This is a genomic window from Pedobacter gandavensis (assembly GCF_014172405.1).
Taxonomy (GTDB): Bacteria; Bacteroidota; Bacteroidia; order Sphingobacteriales; family Sphingobacteriaceae; genus Pedobacter; species Pedobacter gandavensis.
The window spans coordinates 395813-416997 of the sequence record NZ_WNXC01000001.1; the positions used below are offsets into that span (position 1 = coordinate 395813).

At 38.8% G+C, this 21185-nt stretch carries 16 protein-coding genes; 12 read left to right on the forward strand and 4 right to left on the reverse strand.

Annotated features, from left to right (window positions below):
* Positions 1-3: 3 nt before the first annotated feature.
* Genes GM920_RS01560 through GM920_RS01570 form a run of 3 tightly spaced genes read left to right on the forward strand, consistent with a single transcriptional unit; the run spans position 4 to position 4659 of the window.
* Positions 4-1455 (forward strand): DUF1501 domain-containing protein, encoded by a 1452-nt coding sequence (locus GM920_RS01560; RefSeq protein WP_182952854.1) that lies wholly within the window; start codon positions 4-6, stop codon positions 1453-1455.
* A 6-nt stretch (positions 1456-1461) separates the two neighbouring features.
* Positions 1462-2487 carry an NHL repeat-containing protein gene (locus tag GM920_RS01565; protein WP_182952855.1) on the forward strand — a complete coding sequence of 342 codons (1026 nt, stop codon included), beginning with the start codon at positions 1462-1464 and terminating at the stop codon, positions 2485-2487.
* A 9-nt stretch (positions 2488-2496) separates the two neighbouring features.
* Positions 2497-4659 carry a c-type cytochrome domain-containing protein gene (locus GM920_RS01570; RefSeq protein ID WP_182952856.1) on the forward strand — a complete coding sequence of 721 codons (2163 nt, stop codon included), beginning with the start codon at positions 2497-2499 and terminating at the stop codon, positions 4657-4659.
* A 112-nt stretch (positions 4660-4771) separates the two neighbouring features.
* On the opposite strand, the gene GM920_RS01575 is transcribed toward GM920_RS01570, so the two are convergent.
* Positions 4772-6091 carry an alpha-L-fucosidase gene (locus GM920_RS01575; RefSeq protein WP_182952857.1) on the reverse strand — a complete coding sequence of 440 codons (1320 nt, stop codon included), beginning with the start codon at positions 6089-6091 and terminating at the stop codon, positions 4772-4774.
* 138 nt (positions 6092-6229) lie between these two features.
* A complete protein-coding gene (locus GM920_RS01580) occupies positions 6230-7192 on the reverse strand; it encodes a hypothetical protein (protein WP_182952858.1) in 963 nt (320 codons plus the stop codon).
* Positions 7193-7736: 544 nt separating this feature from the next.
* On the opposite strand from GM920_RS01580, the gene GM920_RS01585 reads away from it, so the two are divergent.
* The 9 genes from GM920_RS01585 (at position 7737) to GM920_RS01625 (ending at position 19642) form a co-directional block, all read left to right on the forward strand.
* Positions 7737-8828 (forward strand): type I restriction endonuclease, encoded by a 1092-nt coding sequence (locus GM920_RS01585; RefSeq protein WP_182952859.1) that lies wholly within the window; start codon positions 7737-7739, stop codon positions 8826-8828.
* A gap of 8 nt (positions 8829-8836) precedes the next feature.
* Complete coding sequence (locus tag GM920_RS01590; protein ID WP_182952860.1) at positions 8837-10099, forward strand: hypothetical protein; 1263 nt, start codon at positions 8837-8839, stop codon at positions 10097-10099.
* 1 nt (position 10100) lies between these two features.
* On the forward strand, positions 10101-10550 hold the full coding sequence (locus tag GM920_RS01595; RefSeq protein ID WP_182952861.1) for a hypothetical protein: 450 nt from the start codon (positions 10101-10103) through the stop codon (positions 10548-10550).
* An 11-nt stretch (positions 10551-10561) separates the two neighbouring features.
* Positions 10562-12010 (forward strand): FtsZ/tubulin family protein, encoded by a 1449-nt coding sequence (locus tag GM920_RS01600; RefSeq protein WP_182952862.1) that lies wholly within the window; start codon positions 10562-10564, stop codon positions 12008-12010.
* A 6-nt stretch (positions 12011-12016) separates the two neighbouring features.
* Complete coding sequence (locus GM920_RS01605; protein ID WP_182952863.1) at positions 12017-15580, forward strand: hypothetical protein; 3564 nt, start codon at positions 12017-12019, stop codon at positions 15578-15580.
* A gap of 3 nt (positions 15581-15583) precedes the next feature.
* A complete protein-coding gene (locus GM920_RS01610) occupies positions 15584-17059 on the forward strand; it encodes a hypothetical protein (protein ID WP_182952864.1) in 1476 nt (491 codons plus the stop codon).
* Between the two features lie 3 nt (positions 17060-17062).
* The gene (locus tag GM920_RS01615) at positions 17063-17716 is read left to right on the forward strand and encodes a hypothetical protein (RefSeq protein WP_182952865.1); all 654 of its coding nucleotides are present in this window, start codon (positions 17063-17065) and stop codon (positions 17714-17716) included.
* A 74-nt stretch (positions 17717-17790) separates the two neighbouring features.
* Complete coding sequence (locus tag GM920_RS01620; protein WP_182952866.1) at positions 17791-18171, forward strand: hypothetical protein; 381 nt, start codon at positions 17791-17793, stop codon at positions 18169-18171.
* Between the two features lie 55 nt (positions 18172-18226).
* Entirely contained in the window at positions 18227-19642 is a 1416-nt protein-coding gene (locus tag GM920_RS01625; protein ID WP_182952867.1) for an aminotransferase-like domain-containing protein, read from the forward strand.
* A gap of 25 nt (positions 19643-19667) precedes the next feature.
* On the opposite strand, the gene GM920_RS01630 is transcribed toward GM920_RS01625, so the two are convergent.
* Both GM920_RS01630 and GM920_RS01635 read right to left on the reverse strand, forming a co-directional pair.
* Entirely contained in the window at positions 19668-20219 is a 552-nt protein-coding gene (locus GM920_RS01630; protein WP_182952868.1) for a hypothetical protein, read from the reverse strand.
* A 68-nt stretch (positions 20220-20287) separates the two neighbouring features.
* Entirely contained in the window at positions 20288-21136 is an 849-nt protein-coding gene (locus tag GM920_RS01635; RefSeq protein WP_182952869.1) for a hypothetical protein, read from the reverse strand.
* Between the last annotated feature and the right edge of the window lie 49 nt (positions 21137-21185).

Genomic DNA, 21185 nt, shown 5'->3' on the forward strand with positions numbered 1-21185 from the left:
GCTATGGAAAAGGATTTTTTAGAACATGGGCTGAATTTCAACAGGCGTCGTTTTTTATCTAAGCTTAGTTTGGGGCTTGGTAGTGTGGCACTGGGTTCTTTACTGATCCCAGATTTGTTTACTGGTGGGTTGGACGAAAACAGCCTGCCTGCGGGAATTCCTGATTTTGCACCAAAGGCGAAAAGAGTCATTTATTTGTTTCAGAACGGGGCACCTTCACAATTAGAATCTTTTGACTACAAGCCAAAGCTCAGGGAAATGATGGGACAGGAGCTACCGGCTTCTATCCGTTCCGGCCAACGGCTTACAGGTATGACTGCCAATCAGGCTTCCTTTCCCCTGGTAGGTTCCTATTTTGACTTTAAACAATACGGTGATTCCAGAGCATGGATCAGTGACCTGTTCCCTTATACCGCAAAGGTGGTAGACGATATCTGTATCATCAAATCTATGCATACAGAAGCAATTAATCATGATCCTGCTTTGACCTTTTTCCAAACTGGTGCTCAGCAGGGCAACAGGCCGAGTATGGGGGCCTGGCTAAGCTATGGACTGGGTAGCGAAAATAAAAACCTGCCTGCTTTTACGGTGCTGCTTTCCAGAGGGAAAGGAAATGGTCAGGGAGTTTATTCCAAACTGTGGACGAATGGTTTTTTGGATTCTACACACCAAGGTGTACAGTTTAGCAGTGGGGAAGATCCGGTCTTATACCTGAAAGATCCAGCAGGGCTGAATCGATTTGAAAGAAGAAAGATGCTGGATCAGCTGGCAGAACTCAACGAGATCTCTTATCAGGAATTCGGTGACCCGGAGATTAGTGCAAAAGTGCAACAATATGAGATGGCCTATAGAATGCAAACTGCGGTACCAGAAACGACGGACCTCAGTAAAGAACCAGACGATATCATTAAGCTTTATGGTCCGGATTGCCTGGTACCCGGAACTTTTGCTGCCAATTGTTTGTTGGCGAGAAAATTAAGTGAGGATGGGGTTCGCTTTGTGCAGCTATACCATCAGGGTTGGGATCAGCATGGCAACCTCCCTTCAGAAATGGCCGGACAAGCGAAAGATGTGGATCAGGCTTCTGCTGCATTGATCACAGACTTGAAACAAAGGGGATTACTGGATGAAACATTGGTGATCTGGGGTGGTGAATTTGGCCGGACTAATTATAGTCAGGGGGCAATGACCAAAGACAATTATGGCCGGGACCATCATCCGCGCTGCTTTAGTATTTGGATGGCTGGTGGAGGCGTGAAACCTGGGATTGTATATGGGGAATCGGATGAGTTTGGCTATAATGTGATTTCAAATCCGGTACACGTACATGATTTTCAAGCCACTGTTCTTCATCAACTTGGGCTAAATCATGAAAAATTAACATTTAAACACCTGGGGCGCCGGTATCGGTTGACAGATGTCTCAGGTACGGTGATAAAAGACATTTTAATCTAATTAACCATGCAGAGAAGAGCATTTATAAAAAATACGACGATGATATCAGCCAGCTTTTTTATTACTAAAGACTTGTATGCAAAATCAGAAGGACCAGTTTATGGGCACAATGAGATGCAGTATAGATTGGATACCAAATGGGGGCAGCTAAATCCTATGAAAAACCCTGTAAATGATTGTCATGAGATGGTTCAGGATGGAAAAGGAAGGATCATTTTACTCACTAATGAGACTAAGAACAACATTTTGATCTATAATAAATCAGGGAAATTATTGGATTCCTGGGGACATGAATTTCCGGGTGCACATGGACTTACGCTGGCCAAAGAGAATGGGAAGGAGTATCTTTTTATCACGGATACGGAAAGGCATCAGGTATATAAAACCACTTTGGATGGAATTATCCTCATGACAATTGATTGTCCGATGGAAACCGGTTTGTATAAAAAGAAGGAGGAGTTTGTACCTACGGAAACGGCAGTAGCTGATAACGGAGATTTCTTTATTGCCGATGGGTATGGTTTACAATATGTGTTTCATTATAATGCAGCTGGGAAACTATTGAGTTATTTTGGTGGAAGAGGGGCAGAAACCAAGCACCTTGACAATGCACATGGCGTTTGTATAGACCATCGATATGGTACACCATCCTTACTGGTGACCGATCGGACTAGGAATTGTTTTAAACGTTTTGATCTTCAGGGGAATTTAAAAGAAATCATCGAACTTCCTGGTGCCTGCGTTTGCAGAGCAGTGATTAAAAATGATTACCTCTATGCCGCGGTACTGCGTTCGCCGAATCTGAACAAGGAGGGGAGTGGTTTTGCAACCATCCTCAACAAGGAAAATCAGGTAGTTTCCAATATTGGGGGTGAGGAGCCGGTTTATAAAAATGGCGTGTTACAGCCGATGAGTCAGGGAGAAAAGATTTTACTGAATCCTCATGACGTATGTGTAGATGAGGATGAAAATATGTATGTGGCTCAATGGGCTTCAGGAAAAGTTTATCCTTATAAATTTACCCGGGTATAGATTTTATTTATGCGTATAACTTTTAAAGGGCTTGCAGCTAATGCGCTGTTTGCGGCTAATATATTTATTCTTTTTTTACTCGTTTTTAGCGATCAATTGATCATTCCATATTGGTTACAGCCGGTCGGGAGAATGCACCCGATGATCTTGCATTTCCCCATTGTACTGCTCATGCTGGCGATGTTAATGGAGTGCTTTCGATTTAAAGAAGTCTACCTTAAGGAGCCTTTGTACCAGAGTTTTACAACTGGTCTTTTGCTTTCTGGTGCACTTTTTTCGGCAGTGACAGCCATTATGGGCTTATTACTCTCTAAAGAAGAAGGTTATTCCGGGAAGCTTTTGGACTGGCATCAATGGTCCGGATTAGGGCTTGTTTTTATGGCTTCCCTGATCTATTGGTCCAGGAATACCTCCTGGTATAAAGTTAGCCTGGCCAGAGCAGGGGCAGTCTTAACCATTGTTTGTTTGATTCTCGCCGGTCATTATGGCGCCTCATTAACCCATGGAGATAATTTCGTGATGGAACCGGTTACAGCGAAAAATGAATTACCGAAGGTGGCACTAGCTCAGGCTAAAGTATTTGAAGATGTAATCCTGCCGATTTTTACTCAGAAATGCCTGAGCTGTCATAATCTGGAAAAAGCAAAAGGAAGTTTGATGTTGGACAATGCGATATCCTTGCAAAAAGGAGGGAAAAGCGGGAAGTTATTTGTGCCAGGTAAACCGGAAATCAGTCTGCTTCTGGAGCGGATTCATCTACCTATGGATGATAAAAAACACATGCCTCCAAAAGGAAAAAATCAATTGACTGTGGAGGAGATGGCAGTGTTAAAGTTATGGATTAAGGGCAATGCGGAGGTAAAAAAGAAAGTGATTGATTTACCAGCACAGGATTCTTTAAGGATTGTAGCCGCTACATTTTTGGGAGGTTCAGGAGCTGCAGAAACTAAGTATGACTTTGCGGGAGCGGATGGCGAAACGATTAAAAAGCTAAATAATAATTACAGGATTGTCTATTCGCTATCGAAGGAGTCTCCGGCTTTGGCGGTTAATATTTACAATAAAAGTGTGTATAAGCCGGAGGCCTTAAAAGAGCTGGAAGCCGTGAAAAAACAAATCGTTTCCCTGGAAATGAAGGGTTTGCCAGTTCGAGATGAAGAATTGAAAACGATAGCGGGTTTTGAAAACCTGAATGCATTGAACCTTAATTTTACCAATATCAAAGGGGCAGGTTTAAAGGATCTGCTGGTGTTGGCGAATTTAAAAAGCTTGTCTTTATCAGGAACTAAGGTGACTTACAGTTCAATAAAGCCGATAATGAGGATGAAAAGTCTTGAAAAATTGACCTTATGGAATACTGGGCTGAGCGATGAGGAGCTCCAGAAATTGCAAAGTGAGAACCGCAATATTATGGTCGTTACTGGTTTTAAGGATGATGGGAAGCATCCCATACGGTTAAATCAACCGCGCGTATTGAATGGACTTACGGTGTTCAAAAACTCAATCGCTTTACAGATGAAACACCCGATCAAGGGAGTTCAAATCAGGTACACTACAGACGGTTCGGAACCTGATAGTTTGACATCCAGTCTGTTTGGTCAACAGGTTTTACTGAAAGAAAGCACTACCCTAAAGGCGAAAGCTTACAAAGAAGGATGGTATGGAAGTGAAACCATTACGGCCAATTTTTACAAGAGCGGTTACCAGCCGGATACAATTATATTTCTCTCGCCACTAGACGATAAGTATAAAGCTGGGGCTCCGAAAATTCTTTATGACCATCAGTTTGGAGATTATGAGGTCAATTCTGGGAAATGGATTGGTGTTCGGCAGAATAATTTGGAGGCATTGCTACTCTTCAAACGTCCGGTTGTGATGCAAGCTGTGATTTTAAATGTGATGAGATTGGTTCCATCCTATATCTTACCTCCTGATGAAGTAGAGATTTGGGGCGGTCCGGAAAAAAACAGCCTGCGATTATTGAGTACTGTTAAAACTGAATCTACGACTAAAGACGCTGAAAGAGCTTTGATTAAAATAGAAGGGAAGTTTAAATCTCAAAGTATTGCTTGCCTGAAAATTGTAGTTAAAAACCTGAAGAAACTTCCAGCCTGGCATCCGGGTAAAGGCCAGCCTGCCTGGGTGTTTGTAGATGAAATCCTGTTGAATTAAGATTTAATTTTTGGTAAATAAAAAACGACCAGGTAAATAGCTGTTTTACTTGGTCGTTTTTTATGCCTACTCCTCAATGGAAGACTTTTTCACTTTATTGTTTTTTGATGATTTAGGATTGGACTGGCAAATTTTCGGCATTGGTGTTGAGTTCCAGGACAATCACTGAGTCCTCCGCATTTGGAAGTTGCGCTGGTAGCTGGAGTGTAATCACACCTGAGGCATCTTGATTATGCATGATGTTGCTTCCTTTTAATAAATAAGCCTTGTTAACCTGAACTCCTTGTAGTGCAGGAAGGACTAAATTAGTAGATTTTCTTTCAAATACATGGATGTATAATTTGTTGCCTTTGCGTGTGGCTGCAAAAATTTCATTGGGTTTAAATGGGCCTCCTTTGGTGCCATAAATGCTTTCACCATAAGTGTTTAACCATTCGCCCATTTCTTTAAGTCTGCTGACCTGACGTTGTTCGATTCGCCCATCAGGCATTGGTCCAACATTAAATAGTAGATTTCCATTTCCTCCGGAAGTTTTAGCCAAAGTTTGGATACACTCTTTTAAAGATTTTAATTTATCATTAGGTTTCCATGCCCACTGTTGACAAATGGTCATGCAGGTTTCCCATGGATCTTTCATATTCAATTCCCCGATTTTCTGCTCCGGAGTCGCATAATCACCGATAATTTCAGGGGATAATTTCGGGTGGCTATTGGGCTGACCTCCGCCAATTCTATTGTTAATGATTACGTTAGGGTCTAGTTTTTTAAGGAAAGTGTAAATATCTACCCCGTATTCATTTTTCCATGGGCTTTCCCAATTTCCATCGAACCAAAGCATGTAAGGATGGTATTTGGTTACAATTTCCTGGAGCTGGTTTTTCATCGTAGACACAAACTTGTTCATGTCGGCCTTCGGATCTGGATTTTTTCCATCAGGAAGATGGATCGGGTAATTGGGATCATGCCAATCTAAGACCGTAAAATAGACGCAAAATTTTAGTCCGTACTTTTTGCAGGCTTTTGCCAGCTCTCCAACAATGTCTTTTTTGTAAGGAGAATTCATGATGTTATAGTCCGAAAACTTTGTTGGCCATAGGCAAAAACCATCATGGTGTTTAGCCGTGATCGTCAGGTATTTCATTCCGGCATTTTTAGCTGTTTTTACCCATTCCTCTGCATTAAATAAAACCGGATTAAACTCCTTGTATAGCTGATCATATTCGGCAGTAGGGACATTTGTTCCTCTGCTCCAGCCAATTTCTGTGCCCCGCAAGGCCACTGGCCCCCAGTGAATAAACAGACCAAAGCGCTGATCCATGAAGTCATTTAAAACATTTGCCGGAGTTTTTATCCAAGGATCAATGCTGGTCGTTTGTGCATTACTCTGAAAACCGACAGCTAGTAAGATCAAGAGGGTAAATAATCGTTTCATTTGGAGTGGTTTATATTGGTTTAGGGAATACTAAAATATTGTCTTTTCCCGGGGCACACAATGAAGTATCTCCTTTTTTTAATGGATTATTGCAGGATTTTCCTCTGGCCCATTGCTGCTATTTGGTTTTCAGTAGCACTATTTCTTTCGAGGTGAAACATATTTATAATATATATAGGCAGACATTGGCAATAATTTTCTAGTGGTATCAGTCGGATTTTCACTGTTTACCGTATAAAACTCTACTTCATTATTTATTTTAGAATAATGAACCTTTCCAATGTCGCTTCGACGGATTTCTGAACGTTTTTTTATTCTTTTTAAGTGGGCATATTTAAAGGAGTCGACTGGAAGAATGATGGTGCCATAATCTTTTCTTTCCTCACACGATATGTATCGATATTGATCACCATCCCAATACATACATTTAGGTTTTTTCATTTCGTAAATGAAATAAGAACCTGATAGCGTCAGAAATGCCAAAAGACATACTGCAATCGTTTTGTAGAGTTTAGTTGGAATGCCAGGGAATCCTGGGCCATCTTCTGGATCATCGATGGGAGGGTCTATTGTTGAGTTATCACCTGAATCGTTATCATCAGTTGAAGGGTCATCTGTTGGGGCGTTTTCATTGCCTGTTGGCGTATTTATTGGATTATCATTTTGTGGATTGTCACTGGTTGTGGTTGTAGTAGGTGTTGTTTTTTCTTCCGGTAAAGGTTTTTCCAGCTCCCCGATTTCATAGCCAGTTATCGGCTTATGCGGTCTTGGCTGAAAGTCGATTAACCAAGCTAAGAGTTCAATGTACTTGTCGCTCGGATTTTGAGTATTGCCTCTCAATAATTTATATAAAGCTTTGAAACGGTCAGAATTGATGTTCTCGAGTGCTTTATAGTATTCATCTTTACTATTTCTTTCATTAAATAGCATTTTGAAAATTTCACTATCCTTTTCAGTATAGCGATTGTGAAAAATATTTAAACATTCACTTTTCAGTTTTGCGGTAGTAGGGTACTGCAAATTATGGGGTAATATCCCCTCAGCTTTTTTCTTTTCATAAGTCAGAATTACTTCTTTCTTATAATCTTCAAATCTTTTCAAATCATTAGTGTATTATAATTAAACGGAATTGTGGAATTCTTTAGAATCCCTCGTTAGATGGCATACCTGATGGTTTTTAACCGCTATCCCGGTTTAAATGTACAAAAGAGATTTGATAAAAAAAGGGCTTTTAAAGCTATTTAAACTATATTTTTCAAATACGGTTTCCCGTAAAAATACTATTCCCTGACTCTCTATTTTTGATCAATGAAAGTTCCAGTTTTCATGGGACAATCGCATATATCTTATAAATAATAATACATGAATACACTTCTACTTTTAGGGTACATTTTTTTAAACACCGTCAGTTCTGCTTTGCCAAAAGAGGTCTACATCTGCAATAACAAGAAAACAAAAAAGTACCATTATTCGGCTACTTGCAAAGGTTTGAGTAATTGCCAGTTTAAAGTTGTAAAAATGTCACTGTCCAGCGCAAAGAGCAAAAAAATGACTTTGTGTGCCTGGGAAGACTAGAAAAAACAGCAAGCATAAAATACAACAGCATTTCAATTTAACCAAAACGAATTATTAAATAAACAGCGGAATGGATTTTAAAGATCAAATAGCGCAATTGGCATCTCGTGTAGAGAAGATGTTGCCTCAAATTCAAACAGAGGAGGCGACAAAGAACGCCTTAGTAATGCCATTTATCCAGATCATGGGATATGATGTATTCAATCCATTTGAAGTTAACCCGGAATATATTGCCGATTTGGGCATTAAAAAAGGCGAAAAAGTTGATTATGCCATCATGAAAGACGGCGAGCCAACCATCTTAATTGAATGTAAGCACCACCTGGAAAATTTAGATCCGCACAATTCGCAATTGTTCCGATATTTTCATACCACGACGGCCAAATTTGGTCTGCTCACCAATGGAATTGTTTATCGTTTCTATACCGACCTGGTGGAAAAGAATAAAATGGACAGTACGCCATTTTTCGAATTCAAACTTACGGAGATCAAAGAGGCAGAGATCGCAGAGTTGAAGAAATTCCATAAGTCTTATTTCGATGTAGAGAACATCACCAATACAGCGAGTGAGCTGAAGTATTTGAATGAACTGAAGGCTTTGCTTCATCAAGAGATTGCTGAACCCTCAGACGGCTTTATTACGTTCTTCACGAAGCAGGTATATCCGAAGGTGATCACCGCTAGAGTAAAAGAGCAATTTGCCCCAATTATTAAGCGCTCTTTCAATCAATTGATCAGTGATGCCATCAATGAGCGATTGAAGTTTGCCCTGAATCAGGAAAAAGAGAAAGATGTGGCTGAGGCCGTGAAAATTGAAGAACTCAGCGCCGCAGAGCCAGAGTCCGGCATTGTCACCACAGAGGAAGAGATTGAAGGGTTCTTCATTGTAAAATCTATACTTAGGGAAACTGTGGACTCGAAAAGAATTACCTACAGAGATGCACTTTCCTATTTCGCGATTTTATTAGATGATAACAACCGTAAAACCATTTGTCGGTTATACCTGAACAACAAGAAATATCTGGCAGTATTGGATGAGAACAAAAAGGAAACTAAATACGAATTAGACTGTGTGGATGACCTTTATAAGCATGTGCATAGTTTAACAGAGGTGGTGATCAGATTAGATGACGCCAGGGTTAAGGATAAAATTACTAGTTAATCTTCCGAATGAACACATATAGCAAATCAATAAGTCTGTTTTTTCTAGGCCTCTTATTTTTAGGATGCAACAGCATAAACGAAGGAGTGGAGTCAAGTTTTAACGAAGATGTATGTTTGGTCAATGATAGAAAGGTAGCTACAGACCCTAAACAATACAAGGTTAATTTCTTTATGGAGACTTCAGGAAGTATGAATGGTTTTATGTCCAAAAAGGGAACTGAATTCCAAAAGGACGTTTATGCTTTGGTCAATCAGTTGGATGGAAGTGCCCAGTCAGGACTTACACTTTTTCAGATTCCTGCCAAGGGGAAATCCATTAAACCCAGCAGTATGAATGATTTTAGAGATCGGTTAAACGTTGGAAATTTCGATTTTGCGGCCTCTACAGATATTCCAGAGATCCTGGATTCTATTCTTTTAAAGACCAATGAGAATCAGGTTTCTATCTTTGTATCTGACCTGATTTTTTCACCTTCCAGCGGAACAAAGGCTTCTTTGTTACAAATTACTTCAGACATCTATAAAAGGTTCTCTGGTAAGAAGTTCTCTTCCATAATTTACCAATTGAAGTCTAAAATTTACAATAGTAAATCAGTTTTGGTGTCAAATAGTAGCCCATATTATGTTTGGGTAATCGGATCTGAAAAAGGAGTGAAATCAGTTGCTGGGAAATTGAAATCCGCCATGCCATCAGATTATAATGAGGTGGACTTTGGCATCAGTCATGATCAGCCAAAATACACCATTCTCCCACATATTGATGAAACCTTTAATGCGATTGCAACCCGCTGTGAGCGCAAAAAACTATATTATTGTTATGCTGAATTCAATGATGCTGAAAATTCAAAAATCATGATGAATGTAGGGCTGAATCTGGGTGAGCTTTCAAAAAATGAACGTGATCCAGCATTTCTAAAGGAGAATTTTTATGCTGGACCTTCAGATGCTAAAATTGCGCTGAAATCCATCGGAGCCCTACCGGTATTAAAAAACACAGAAGATCAGACCTTAGCAAAAAGTATTGAAGCAACCCATCTTTTAAAAATGGAAGTTGACCATATCTACAATGATTTTGCACTCCTTCAACTTAATTTTAAAGCTAAGCGACCAGAATGGATTAGCGCGTCCAACCTGGATATTGAAGACCATCAGCGCAACAAAACTTTAGGTCTTACTAAAATGATAGAAGGCTTGGAAAAAGCATATGGCAGTACTGCATTACTATTCAAAGATCCTTTTAAACTTCTGATTACTAAAAACAAACAATAACATGTGGAAATTCTTTTATGATACTTTAGTTCAGGCATTCGCCAACTTAAAATGGTCTTCTTTTCTAGGAATGAATAGTGATAATGCTGAAATGGCGACTAGAATGAGAAGTATTTACCTAACAGAGATTTATACCTATTCAGGATATGTATGCCTTGGCATATCTGCGCTGGCTATATTTGTATATTACTTTGTCTTAAACAAAAAAGGGGGATCAGGTTATTGGTTCCAGCTACGATATTGGGCATACACACTTTTAATTAGTGTGGTGTTAATATTTGGAATCACCCTTTTTATTGGCTCCAACCTCACTCAGTCTTTTTCAATCCTACACCCATTTAAGTATACGTTAGCGATGAGCTTAACGAATGCACTATATGGTGCTATCTTTTTTATACTATTATCAATCGCCTTTAAAAGAGCGTCGGTTGCGAATACCACCCCATTTTAACCTCTTATTTTATGCCTAGATTATTTGTTTTCGGAATTGGCGGAACTGGCGCCAGGGTCATTAAATCTTTAACATTATTATTAGCCGCTGGGGTGCAAACCAATGGCTATGAAATTGTCCCCATTATTATAGACCCTCATAAAGATCTTCCTGAATTAAAGGACTGTAAGAATTTAATGCGGCTATATAAAAAGATCCACAATAGCACCTATAAAGATGGTAAAGGAAATGAAAAAGGACTTTTCTTCCATTCAAATATGATTTCATTGAATGAAATTATGCCGGAAGTGGGACCGAATAGTTTTGATCAGGATGAGCGGATTGACGCATCATTTGGGGATCTAATTGCCTATAATACTTTGGCGAAAGGTGATGTGAATAGAGACCTGATTGATTTGTTATACACGGAAGGAACATTGCGGACTCCGCTATCCGTAGGCTTTAAAGGAAATCCGAATATTGGCACCGTCGTTCTGAATAATTTTGAAGATGCAGCCTGGTACAAGAGTTTTGAGAGCATTTTAGATGCGGAGGATCGGGTTTTTATTGTGAGTTCAATATTTGGTGGAACAGGGGCTTCAGGCTTTCCATTATTGGTTAAAACACTTAGAGAAAGCAGTAATCCAACAGTTAAAAACATCGTGATTGGCGCATTGCCAGTGATGCCATATTTTAAATTAACAGAACCTGACTCTGCTTCTAATCATAAGGAAATTGATTCCAATAATTTCTTTACTAAAACCAAATCAGCACTCAGCTATTATGATAAAAACTTAACAGGTGTAAATGCCTTGTATTATGTTGCTGATCCAACAGAACAATCCACACCTTATATCAATAATGAGGAGTCGCAGGACAATAAAGCGCATTTGGTAGAGCTTATTGGTGCATCTGGAATACTGGATTTCCTAAATAAGGACTTCACAAAGATAGATTCAAATCATTATGACTATGCATTGAAAGAAGATGCGAATACGATTGATTTTAAAAATCTGGGTGATGAATTGAGAGATTTGATAGATAGTGAATTGACCAATTATCTGGTCTTTACAAAATTAAATCCGCTGCTAAAAAGCTTTCCGGATGCTGCGATCAATAAAAATGAATTATTCAATGACCAGTTCTATCGGTCGGACTTTGTCAGAGATTTGGAAGAGTTTAATGTCCGTTATTTCTCGAAATGGCTTTCAGAGCTTAGTGAAAATGAAAGGAAGTTCAAACCTTTTAATTTGTCTACCTCCACAGATGCCCTGCACCTGTTGAAAGTCGGTTCACCGATTAAAAATAAAACACTTTTCGGGTTGAAAAACCGCAGGTTCGATACCTCTAATTTTATCAATAGAATGGAAACCCTCCGTTCAAAATACAAACACATCCCCATAGATTCAAAGGCTTCAAAATATCTGGCCTTGTTAAATGGCGCTATAATCGAAGTTTTAAATGAAGAATACAACAAATAGATAGCTATGAAACCACTAAATATTTTTGATGCTGGAAATCCAAATACTGGCTGGCGATCTGTCGACAAATTAAGCGATAGAGCCATTGGAGATTTCATGGATAAATCCGCAAAGACAAGCAATGCATTAAATGCAGTTCCTTCACCATTTGCGAGAATGCACATTTTTGAAACCGCATTTAAGCTGATCGTAAAAGATGCAATAGATGGCCAAAATAATGCTTCCGACGTTTATAAGGGGCTAATCTCTAATTGCCTGGATATTTTGGAGCTTGTGTTTAACCTCAATTTTCATAAATCACAGGGTGATAATATTAGCATTGTAAATTGGACAGTTAACGATCTTGACCAATTCAAGGCGGGATCAGAGGGGCAGAAAACCTTTCAGAAAACGATTGACATGTATCTTAGAACGGATTTACCTTCTTTAGATGGAACCATCTCAATCATTAAATATAAAGATATGGTATTGGGGGGAACCTCACCGTTTTCTTTATTGTTTTCTGCACCTAGTTTTGACAGGAATACTGAGGGAGCTTTTCGAGATCCATATCTTGACCAACAGTTTGATTTAATTAACCCGAATACCGAAACCCAATATTTTAAAAAGACCATTCCATTCTCTAAAAGGAAATTAGAATTTCAATTATATATATTGAAAATTTTTAATGATCACCCGATTCTTAAAGAGAAAATGAAGGTGTTTTACGACTATTTCAGACAGGAAGGTATTGAGAAAATAGGCACTAATTATACGTTGAAATTAGCAGATGTAAGATCAGATAACGGGGGATACCTCAGTGTTTTTGGCGTTAATATTCAGGGTAATGTGGACGAATCATCTTTAGATATATTCAACGATCATATTGTAAAAGTAGGCTACAGGCTAAATGGTCAATCCTTTCAAATTCCAACCTATTTAAATGATGTGCCTTCAAGAGATTTTGATTACCTGCTCCCTATTAAGGAAAGTTTTTTAAATCATATCGATCTTAATAAAATAGGGGAATTGTTTCAGTATGAGATTATCGGTGCAAACCTAAAAGTGTCCTATACCGCTTCTTCATTAATTAAGCCCAAGCACAAGATTTATAGGCTTCCTGACGGGCCTGATGTTAAATTGGAAGGAAAAATTATAGATATAAGCTCAGACCTACGTTATAAACTTACGCTTGGGATATTTCCTTTTCTACAAGTCATTGATCAGGAGCAGCAACTTGATCCTAGATATAACGACTATTATAAAGTATTACTGGCAGTATATGATACCAATAGTCATCTAAAAAACACCAACGATTTCTCTCTGGATTTCTTTAAAAAAGAGGGGGGAATGGTCAATCAGATTACCTCAGAAACAACTTTGTTTAACTCAAAAAGGTTTAATCGGAGGAGTTTTGAAGCTGGTGATCCCATAGCTTCGATCTATTATGAGGTCAAAAATACCACCTTCGATGTAATCAAACTAAATTTACCAGGTGCTTTTAAATTCAATGGGTTATCAGGATTGATTATTCCAAAATGGAGACGTAAGGTTTTGGGTTCTAAATCTTTTAATTTCTCCGTTGATTTTGGGACTACCAATACTTTTATCGCTTATGCTGATAAATCTATTCCGGAATCAAAGCCAAAGCATTTTGAGATTGGTATTGATGATGTTCAAATGGTCATGTTACACGAAGTGCCAAAAGCAGGCCCTGGCGAATCCATCACCACGACCTTTAAAAAGGGTACAAATGATCTTTTGGTCGTTGCGCTCTTTAATCAAGAATTTGTGCCTCCGGTATTGTTGCCCAAAGAAGAGAAAAGTCCTTTCAGAATGCCTTTCAGAACAGCAATTTTTCAGCAACAGAATATTAAAAACTTCAACCTGTTTGATGATCTAAATATTCATTTTGCATACCAGAAATTGCCATCTGATGAGAACTCGAAAAATTATCAGGAAACCATTACGAATTTGAAATGGGATATCACCAATAAAACTGATCTTGGATCTAAGAGAAGAATACAGAATTTCATCAAAGAGTTGTGTTTATTAATCAAATACAAGACCCTGTTGAATAATGGAGATCCAGCAACCGTTAATGTGACCTGGTTTATACCTCAGAGTTTAAGTTATGGCGCAATAAAAGATTATGCAGAGATATGGGATGCTGAGGTTTCTGGAAGCTTACAATCCCTGGTTGCCCCAAGAAAGGTTTATGAATCAGAAGCTCCTTATTATTTCTTGAAGAAAAATGCGGCAATTGATAACCCACGTTCTGTGCTATCGATAGATATAGGAGGAGGCTCAACAGATGCGATGCTTTTTGTGAATGACATCCCACGTATTGGAACTTCATTTAATTTTGCAGGAAATGTATTATGGTCCAATGGCTATGATCAATTTTCAAATGATTCCCGGGCCAATGGCTTTTATCAGAAGATGCATGAAGCCATGGAGGCCAAAATGAGACAAAATCAGGCTCTAAGTCCTCATCTTTCGGATTTACAACATAAATCAACAGATGAAATCATCAACTTTTGGATATCAAATTCGGAAGATTTGCCAGTTTTTGATCTGTTAAAGGCAGCTGATTTTAGGGTGGTTTATCTGGTACATTATTGCGCAGTTGTGTTTCATTTGATGCAGTTTATTAAAATGAATAATCAGCCCGCTCCAACCTGTATCATTTTTAGTGGCAATGGGAGTAAATACATCGATTTATTAGGCGATACCAGTATTTTATCTAAAATCTCCGCATTCATTACAGAAAAAGTCTTTGGTAGTTCAGAAGGTGATCAACAGGTCATATTGCCGAAGGAAAACAGAAAGGAAGCGACCTGTTTCGGTGGGATTTATAAAGAGCATAGTTCGGATTTTGTTTCTAAAACACATATAGGGACGCAATTAAATCATCATGAAGGAAGTAAGATCAAGACTTATACCGATGTGGAGAATAACTTGAATTCTATAAAACAGAGTATTAATCATAACATCACTGATTTATTCGAAATCATTAAGGCCTTAGATGAAAGACTCTCTTTTAAATCAATGCTGAGCATCGACTATAATATCTCTTCCATAAAGAATATGATCTTGAGTCAGTTGGATTCGTTTTTTGATAAAGGTTATAATATCAGAAAAGGTAAAGTTGCTTTTGAAGAGGATGTTACCGACAGTTTATTCTTTTATCCATTCACCGGAATCATTTTCGAATTGGCAAAAGTATCCAATGATACTTTAGAAAAGTTTATCCCAAAACATGTAAGATATATGTCTGCACCTCATTCAGAGAACGTTTTTCACCAAGATAAAATACATCCTGAAATTACCATTGACAGTATTTTCAGGCTTATGATTCCAGAAAATAATCCAAATGAAGCGGTGTATGAGATTATCGACGACCAGGAAATTTACAGAAGAGGCTGGATGTCTTATGATACCATGTTAGAACCGGTATGCATCTGTGATGCCTTTCCAACTTCTACCTCGAACTATCTTCTCAAACAAACCAACACAGGGAAATTGAGGAAAGACGGGGATACCTGGGTCGTAACGGAAAGATTAAGAATTGAATTTATTAATAATTAACCTATGCTATTTATAGAATTACTGATCCTTGCACTAATCATTTTTGTCCAGTATCATTTTTTCATCGGTTCGAAGCGGGAAATACAAGATTTAAAAACGCTGTTTCCTGCTGCAGCTTTAGATGGGGACAATATTAACACCTGGGGAAATGAAATTGCGGCCTATGAGCAGATTGATGTTCCAGGTCATAACGTGAAACAGTTTCAGGAGATTATTGCTGCAACGAACTATTATTTAAAGAAAAATATCGGTTCAACAGACTTTAACATCATTAAGAACATTGCGGATCGGGCAACTTCCGCACAGGAGAATAAGATCTCCTCCGAAGTTTCTCTTCCTTTGTACCTGGGCTTAATGGGTACTTTTCTTGGGGTGATTCTAGGTTTGGGAAGTGTGGTTTTTGGCCTGAGTAACGGAGATGGGGATTTGAGCTCATCTACCATTAGTTCATTCATTGCAGGGGTACTCCTTGCTATGATTGTGAGCCTGATTGGCTTAATCTTCACAACTTGTAACAATTCAATTTATTTGAAACAAGCGATTGCTGTTAGAGATAAAAACAGAAATAACTATTTCAATTTTCTACAGTCTGAGTTACTTCCTCAGTTGGATAACAGCCTTTATTCTGTGTTGGATCAGTTCAAATCAAATATTTCAGATTTCAATACTAAGTTTACCCAGAATCTGGATCTGTTTGATGCTTCTTTTGGGGACAATATCAAGCATTTAAAAGAAACGGTGCTCGGGATGTCTGGCCAAATAGAAACGGTGAATAAAAACACCCAGGTTCAACTGGATTTCTTAAACCAACTTAGAAGCATTGGCTACAATAGAATGGCTGAAGCCAACATCAAGGTCTTTGATAAGCTGAAAGAAGCTGGTCCGCTCTTGATCTCTTTTATAAAAGAACACCAAAACTTTAATGCCAATCTGGAACATGTAAATGGTTTTGCCGACAAAATCGGTAACCTATTAAATCGGGTAACGACTTTTGAAGATGGCATAAATAGCCTAGGCAGGGAAATTCATAATTCGGAAATGTTAGGATCTGAGGTGATCAATGTGGTGAAGAAACACCTGACTTCCATTGAGCAAAAAGAACATTTAATTGCTGGATATGCATCTGCCTCTACAAAAGATGTAGAATCATTTTTGGAGTCCGCATTGGAACGGATAAAAGTCCTATCCCATAAGATTGAAAATAATCTTGATCAGGCATTTGATTTTAATGTAGAAGGGAATCTGATGCAAAATCTCAACTATTTGAAGCCGCTTAATGAACATACACTTGAGATGAAAAATGCGGTGAAAAGTATGGAGCAATCAGATGGGAAAACGACTGAACTTGAAACGATAATTCAGCATTTGTCGGATCTAAAAACGATATACAAGGAGCAACAGAGGCCGGTTACCTGGCGTCAAAAAACCTTCAAAGGTAAAGGTGTTTGGAGTTGGTTTCCTATAAGCGCAAAGAACTAAGCTATGAATGAAAATGGAAAACGTGATTTCTTCTGGCCAAGTTATGTAGACCTCATGACAAGTTTGTTTGTGGTGATGCTGGTCTTATTTATATTGAGCTATGTGAAGTTTAGTAAGAAAAATAAGGAATATCAGGCATCCTACAAACAAATGCAAATGATCAAACAAATTGATAGTGCTTTGGCGAAGTTAGATTCAAATTCTTTTACGTACGATAAAGATAGTAAGCGCCATAAACTCAAGGTAAATGTGTCTTTTAAATTCAATAGTGTAGACTTTAATGATATTGATAAAGCAACAAAAAAAGACCTCATTAAGGCAGGACAAAATCTGTATAAGTTAATGGATTCCTTAACCCAGACCAATAAGAACGTGAGTTATTTGCTGGTCGTAGAAGGCTTCGCACAGCGGAATTTATGGAATTATAAAAAGATCAGAGATACCGGGTATGTGTATAGCTACAGAAGATCATTAGGTCTGGTTAATTATTGGATAAGCCATGGTTTCGACTTCACAAGTAAGGAAAGGTTAGCCAATTGTGAATTGATCATTGCCGGAAGTGGTTATTTTGGTAACAGAGATCCTAATGAGCAAAATAATAGAAGGTTTACGATTCAAATTACACCGAAATACAAAGTGGAGGAGGAGGATCTGTAACCTACAATAATCGGTTTTCTGTGTCTGTATCTAACTCTTCTTGATCCTTAGTTTTGCTCATCAAATGCTAAGCTATGAATGATCAAGATCCTAAAAACACCAACATCGAAATCCGAAAAGTATACCTCGCTGATCTAAATACCTTGATCCGCATCTACCAAATGAAAAACCAGCGGTCAGCAACTCAAGCGCTGACCGCTCATTTTGGCCTTCCCTTAAGTGTCGCCATTTGCAATAAAGAAGTATTAGGTTTTGCCGCTGCAGCCCTAAATGCATCAGATGAACTAACTGTTGTTGCCCATTGCATTAAAGAAGATCATGAGATGGGAAGCTTGCTTAAACTGCAAGCGAAGAAAACTTTAGAGGAAACCTTTACAAGTATCAAACAAGACCATACTCCATTTAAAAACGCAGTCCAGCATTTGCTGAGCTGGTTGAATACCTGCTCAAATTAACACAAGGATACAGATTTGTTTTTATTAAATTTACAGGATACAGCGCATGGATCAAATGAAGAAGGAAACCTTATACGTTAAAATTGCAAAAGTGATGGAGGAGCAGATTGAAAGTGAAACCCTAAAGTTAGGGGATAAGCTCCCATCAATCCGGACGATACAAAAACTTTATAATGTAAGTATCAATACGGTTAAGCAAGCTTATTTAGCGTTGGAGAGTAAATCACTAATTGAGCCAAGGGCCAAATCTGGGTATTTTGTGAGTAAAGCCGGCAGGAGGAAATTTTCCTTACCATCGGTAGCTAAAATGAAAACTACGACTCAGGAAAAGGAACCGGAAGATTTGATTAGTAAGGTTTTCAATACGCTGAATGATCAGACAATAACTCAATTTTCATTGGGTGTTACGGCGAACAGCATGTTGCCAATTGCGAAGCTAAATAAGGGGATGATTAATGCCATAAGGAGGTTGGATAATGGCGGAACAGGTTATGAGCCAGTACAGGGCAGCGTAAACCTGCGTAGAACGCTCGCCAAATGGTCATTTGTATTAGAAGGTAAATTGGGAGAGGATGATCTGGTGACCACTTCCGGTGCGATGAATGCCATATTTAACTGCCTGATGGCGGTGACCAAACCAGGAGATACCGTGGCGATTGAAAGTCCGGTATATTTCGGGATCCAGCAAATTGTAAAAACGCTGGGCTTAAAGGCAATAGAAATTCCTACACACCCGATTACCGGTGTAGATTTGGAGGCGATTAAGAAAGTGTTGCCAAGATTGAACGCCTGTTGTTTCATCAGCAATTTCAGCAATCCATTGGGCTGTCTGATGCCAGATGAACATAAAAAAGAGCTGGTAAGGATGCTGACGGAATACGATATTCCATTGATTGAAGACGACCTGTATGGTAACCTATTCTTTGGAACGGAAAGACCAAAACCCTGTAAATATTATGATGAAGCAGGTATTGTAATGTGGTGCGGTTCTGTCTCTAAAACATTAGCCCCCGGCTATCGGGTAGGATGGGTAGCCCCTGGAAAGTATAAGGAGAAAATCATCAGACAAAAACTAGTTCAGACCATTTCTACGCCATCTTTATATCAGGAAGTGATTGCTGATTTCATGGAAAATGGCAGGTATGACCTCCATTTACGGACGCTGAGAAGTAAGCTTTATAGCAACTGCCTCAAATATCAGGGCGCAATTGAAGCCTATTTTCCTGAGCATACGAAGATATCACAACCACAAGGGGGCTTTATGCTATGGCTCGAATTAGATAAAAAAGTGGATACCGCGGAGTTATTTGATCAAGCCATTAAGCAAAAGATCAGCTTTGCGCCTGGCAGGATGTTCACGCAATACAACCAGTACAACAATTGTATGCGTTTGAACTTTGCATTGGAATGGAATGATAAACTGGAGAATGACATTAAACGCTTAGGGCGTCTGGTTAAAGCTAATCTTTAGTGAATGCAAATGCGGATGCGCGAATTTAGCGCGGCCGCTCCATTAATTCCTTTGCCAGGTTTTTAATAAACAGGTAGTTAACTGTTCCGCCAATCACGCCACCAACTACAGGTACTAACCGCCGACTAGCTTTAGCGCCTAAATTCATCAAAATTTTCTCTGCAACTTCTTCCATGATGTTCTTACTTAAGATCAATTTGGTATCGGCCTTAACAGAGGAGGCTACAATTTTAAAGAAGTCTTCAAAACTGATTCTATATTTGCCGGTATGGTAATAGGAAATAGCCAAGGTAACCCGGAATTGCTGGGTAATGATGTTGACCATATCCACCGGAGTGCCAATCAACATTGTTCCAACGCCACCTACTCCGGTGATTAAGCCTGAACCAGCAGCCATTAATGCACATTGATTCACGAATTTGTCGATACCTATGGTATCCACTCCTTTTTTGATATTTACCTGGTCAATCCTACTAAATATCTGTTTAAATCCCCCAGAAGCAAGACTATTAAAACCTTCCTTGACATCCTTCTTCACCTTTTTAAAGTTGATCCGCTTAAATGATGGTAGATTCATAATTTGTGATTTTTACAAAACACAGTACCACTTTCATGCCAGAGCTTTGATTGGATATCATTCTACGCTTATTTTCGATACAAGGGAGATCTTTTTAGCAAATATTCCAATGGACTATTGTAAGCTCCATCGGTGTTGGTTAGGAAGGCCTTGTGCGTTTGATTATAAATACTCGCATTGTTGTCCATGTAAATGTGCAGGCTAACACTCACTTCATACCTTTGTACCGAATTAACGTAATTGGTGTTCGCATTAGAAACTCCTTTTACTTTCTCCTCAGCATCTCTTTTTACCTTAGTATTGGAGCTTCCGGTAGCGGTACTGGTTTGGTAACCTTTATTCTGAATAACCGTACCATCAATCACATATTCTACGCCAAGGATATCACAAATGTCCTTCATGGTAAATCCCATCATTTTCTCTTTGGTAACACCCGCCTGAGTTAATTTAGCATTGGTGGTTCTAGGATCAAGGATGGTGTATCCTGCAGCATGTTTAGACAAGAATTCATAAGTATCTTCCTGTGCTTTATAACCGATTTGCTCAGCTCCTGGCTGGTTGTCCAGCAGATAGGTAAAGGGTAAAATGGCAATTTTATTATGGTGGTCAACTGGTGTGGCCGACATGCTGACCGGGTCTTTTTGCCGATCAACAGCAGGGAGGGACGCTTGTCCGAAAACCTCAACTCTGCCGCTGGAATGAATGATTTTGGCGATTTCAGATTTCTTGATCGTGTATTCTACGGTTTCACCGGGGTATATGAAGCTGACTTCATTTTCGTTAATTTTAGTCAGCCTACCCTTCAATTCTTCTCCGTTGGTTTTTTGAATGATATCTTGTTTTACAACAGGACGGTTTTGCGCGAAGGTGTTTAGGGTTAATATTGTCGCAAAGACAAGTAGGAGAATTTTTCTCATTTTAATCTGTGTTTTTTTATACAACAAATACAGCGCTTTTTTGCTTTGC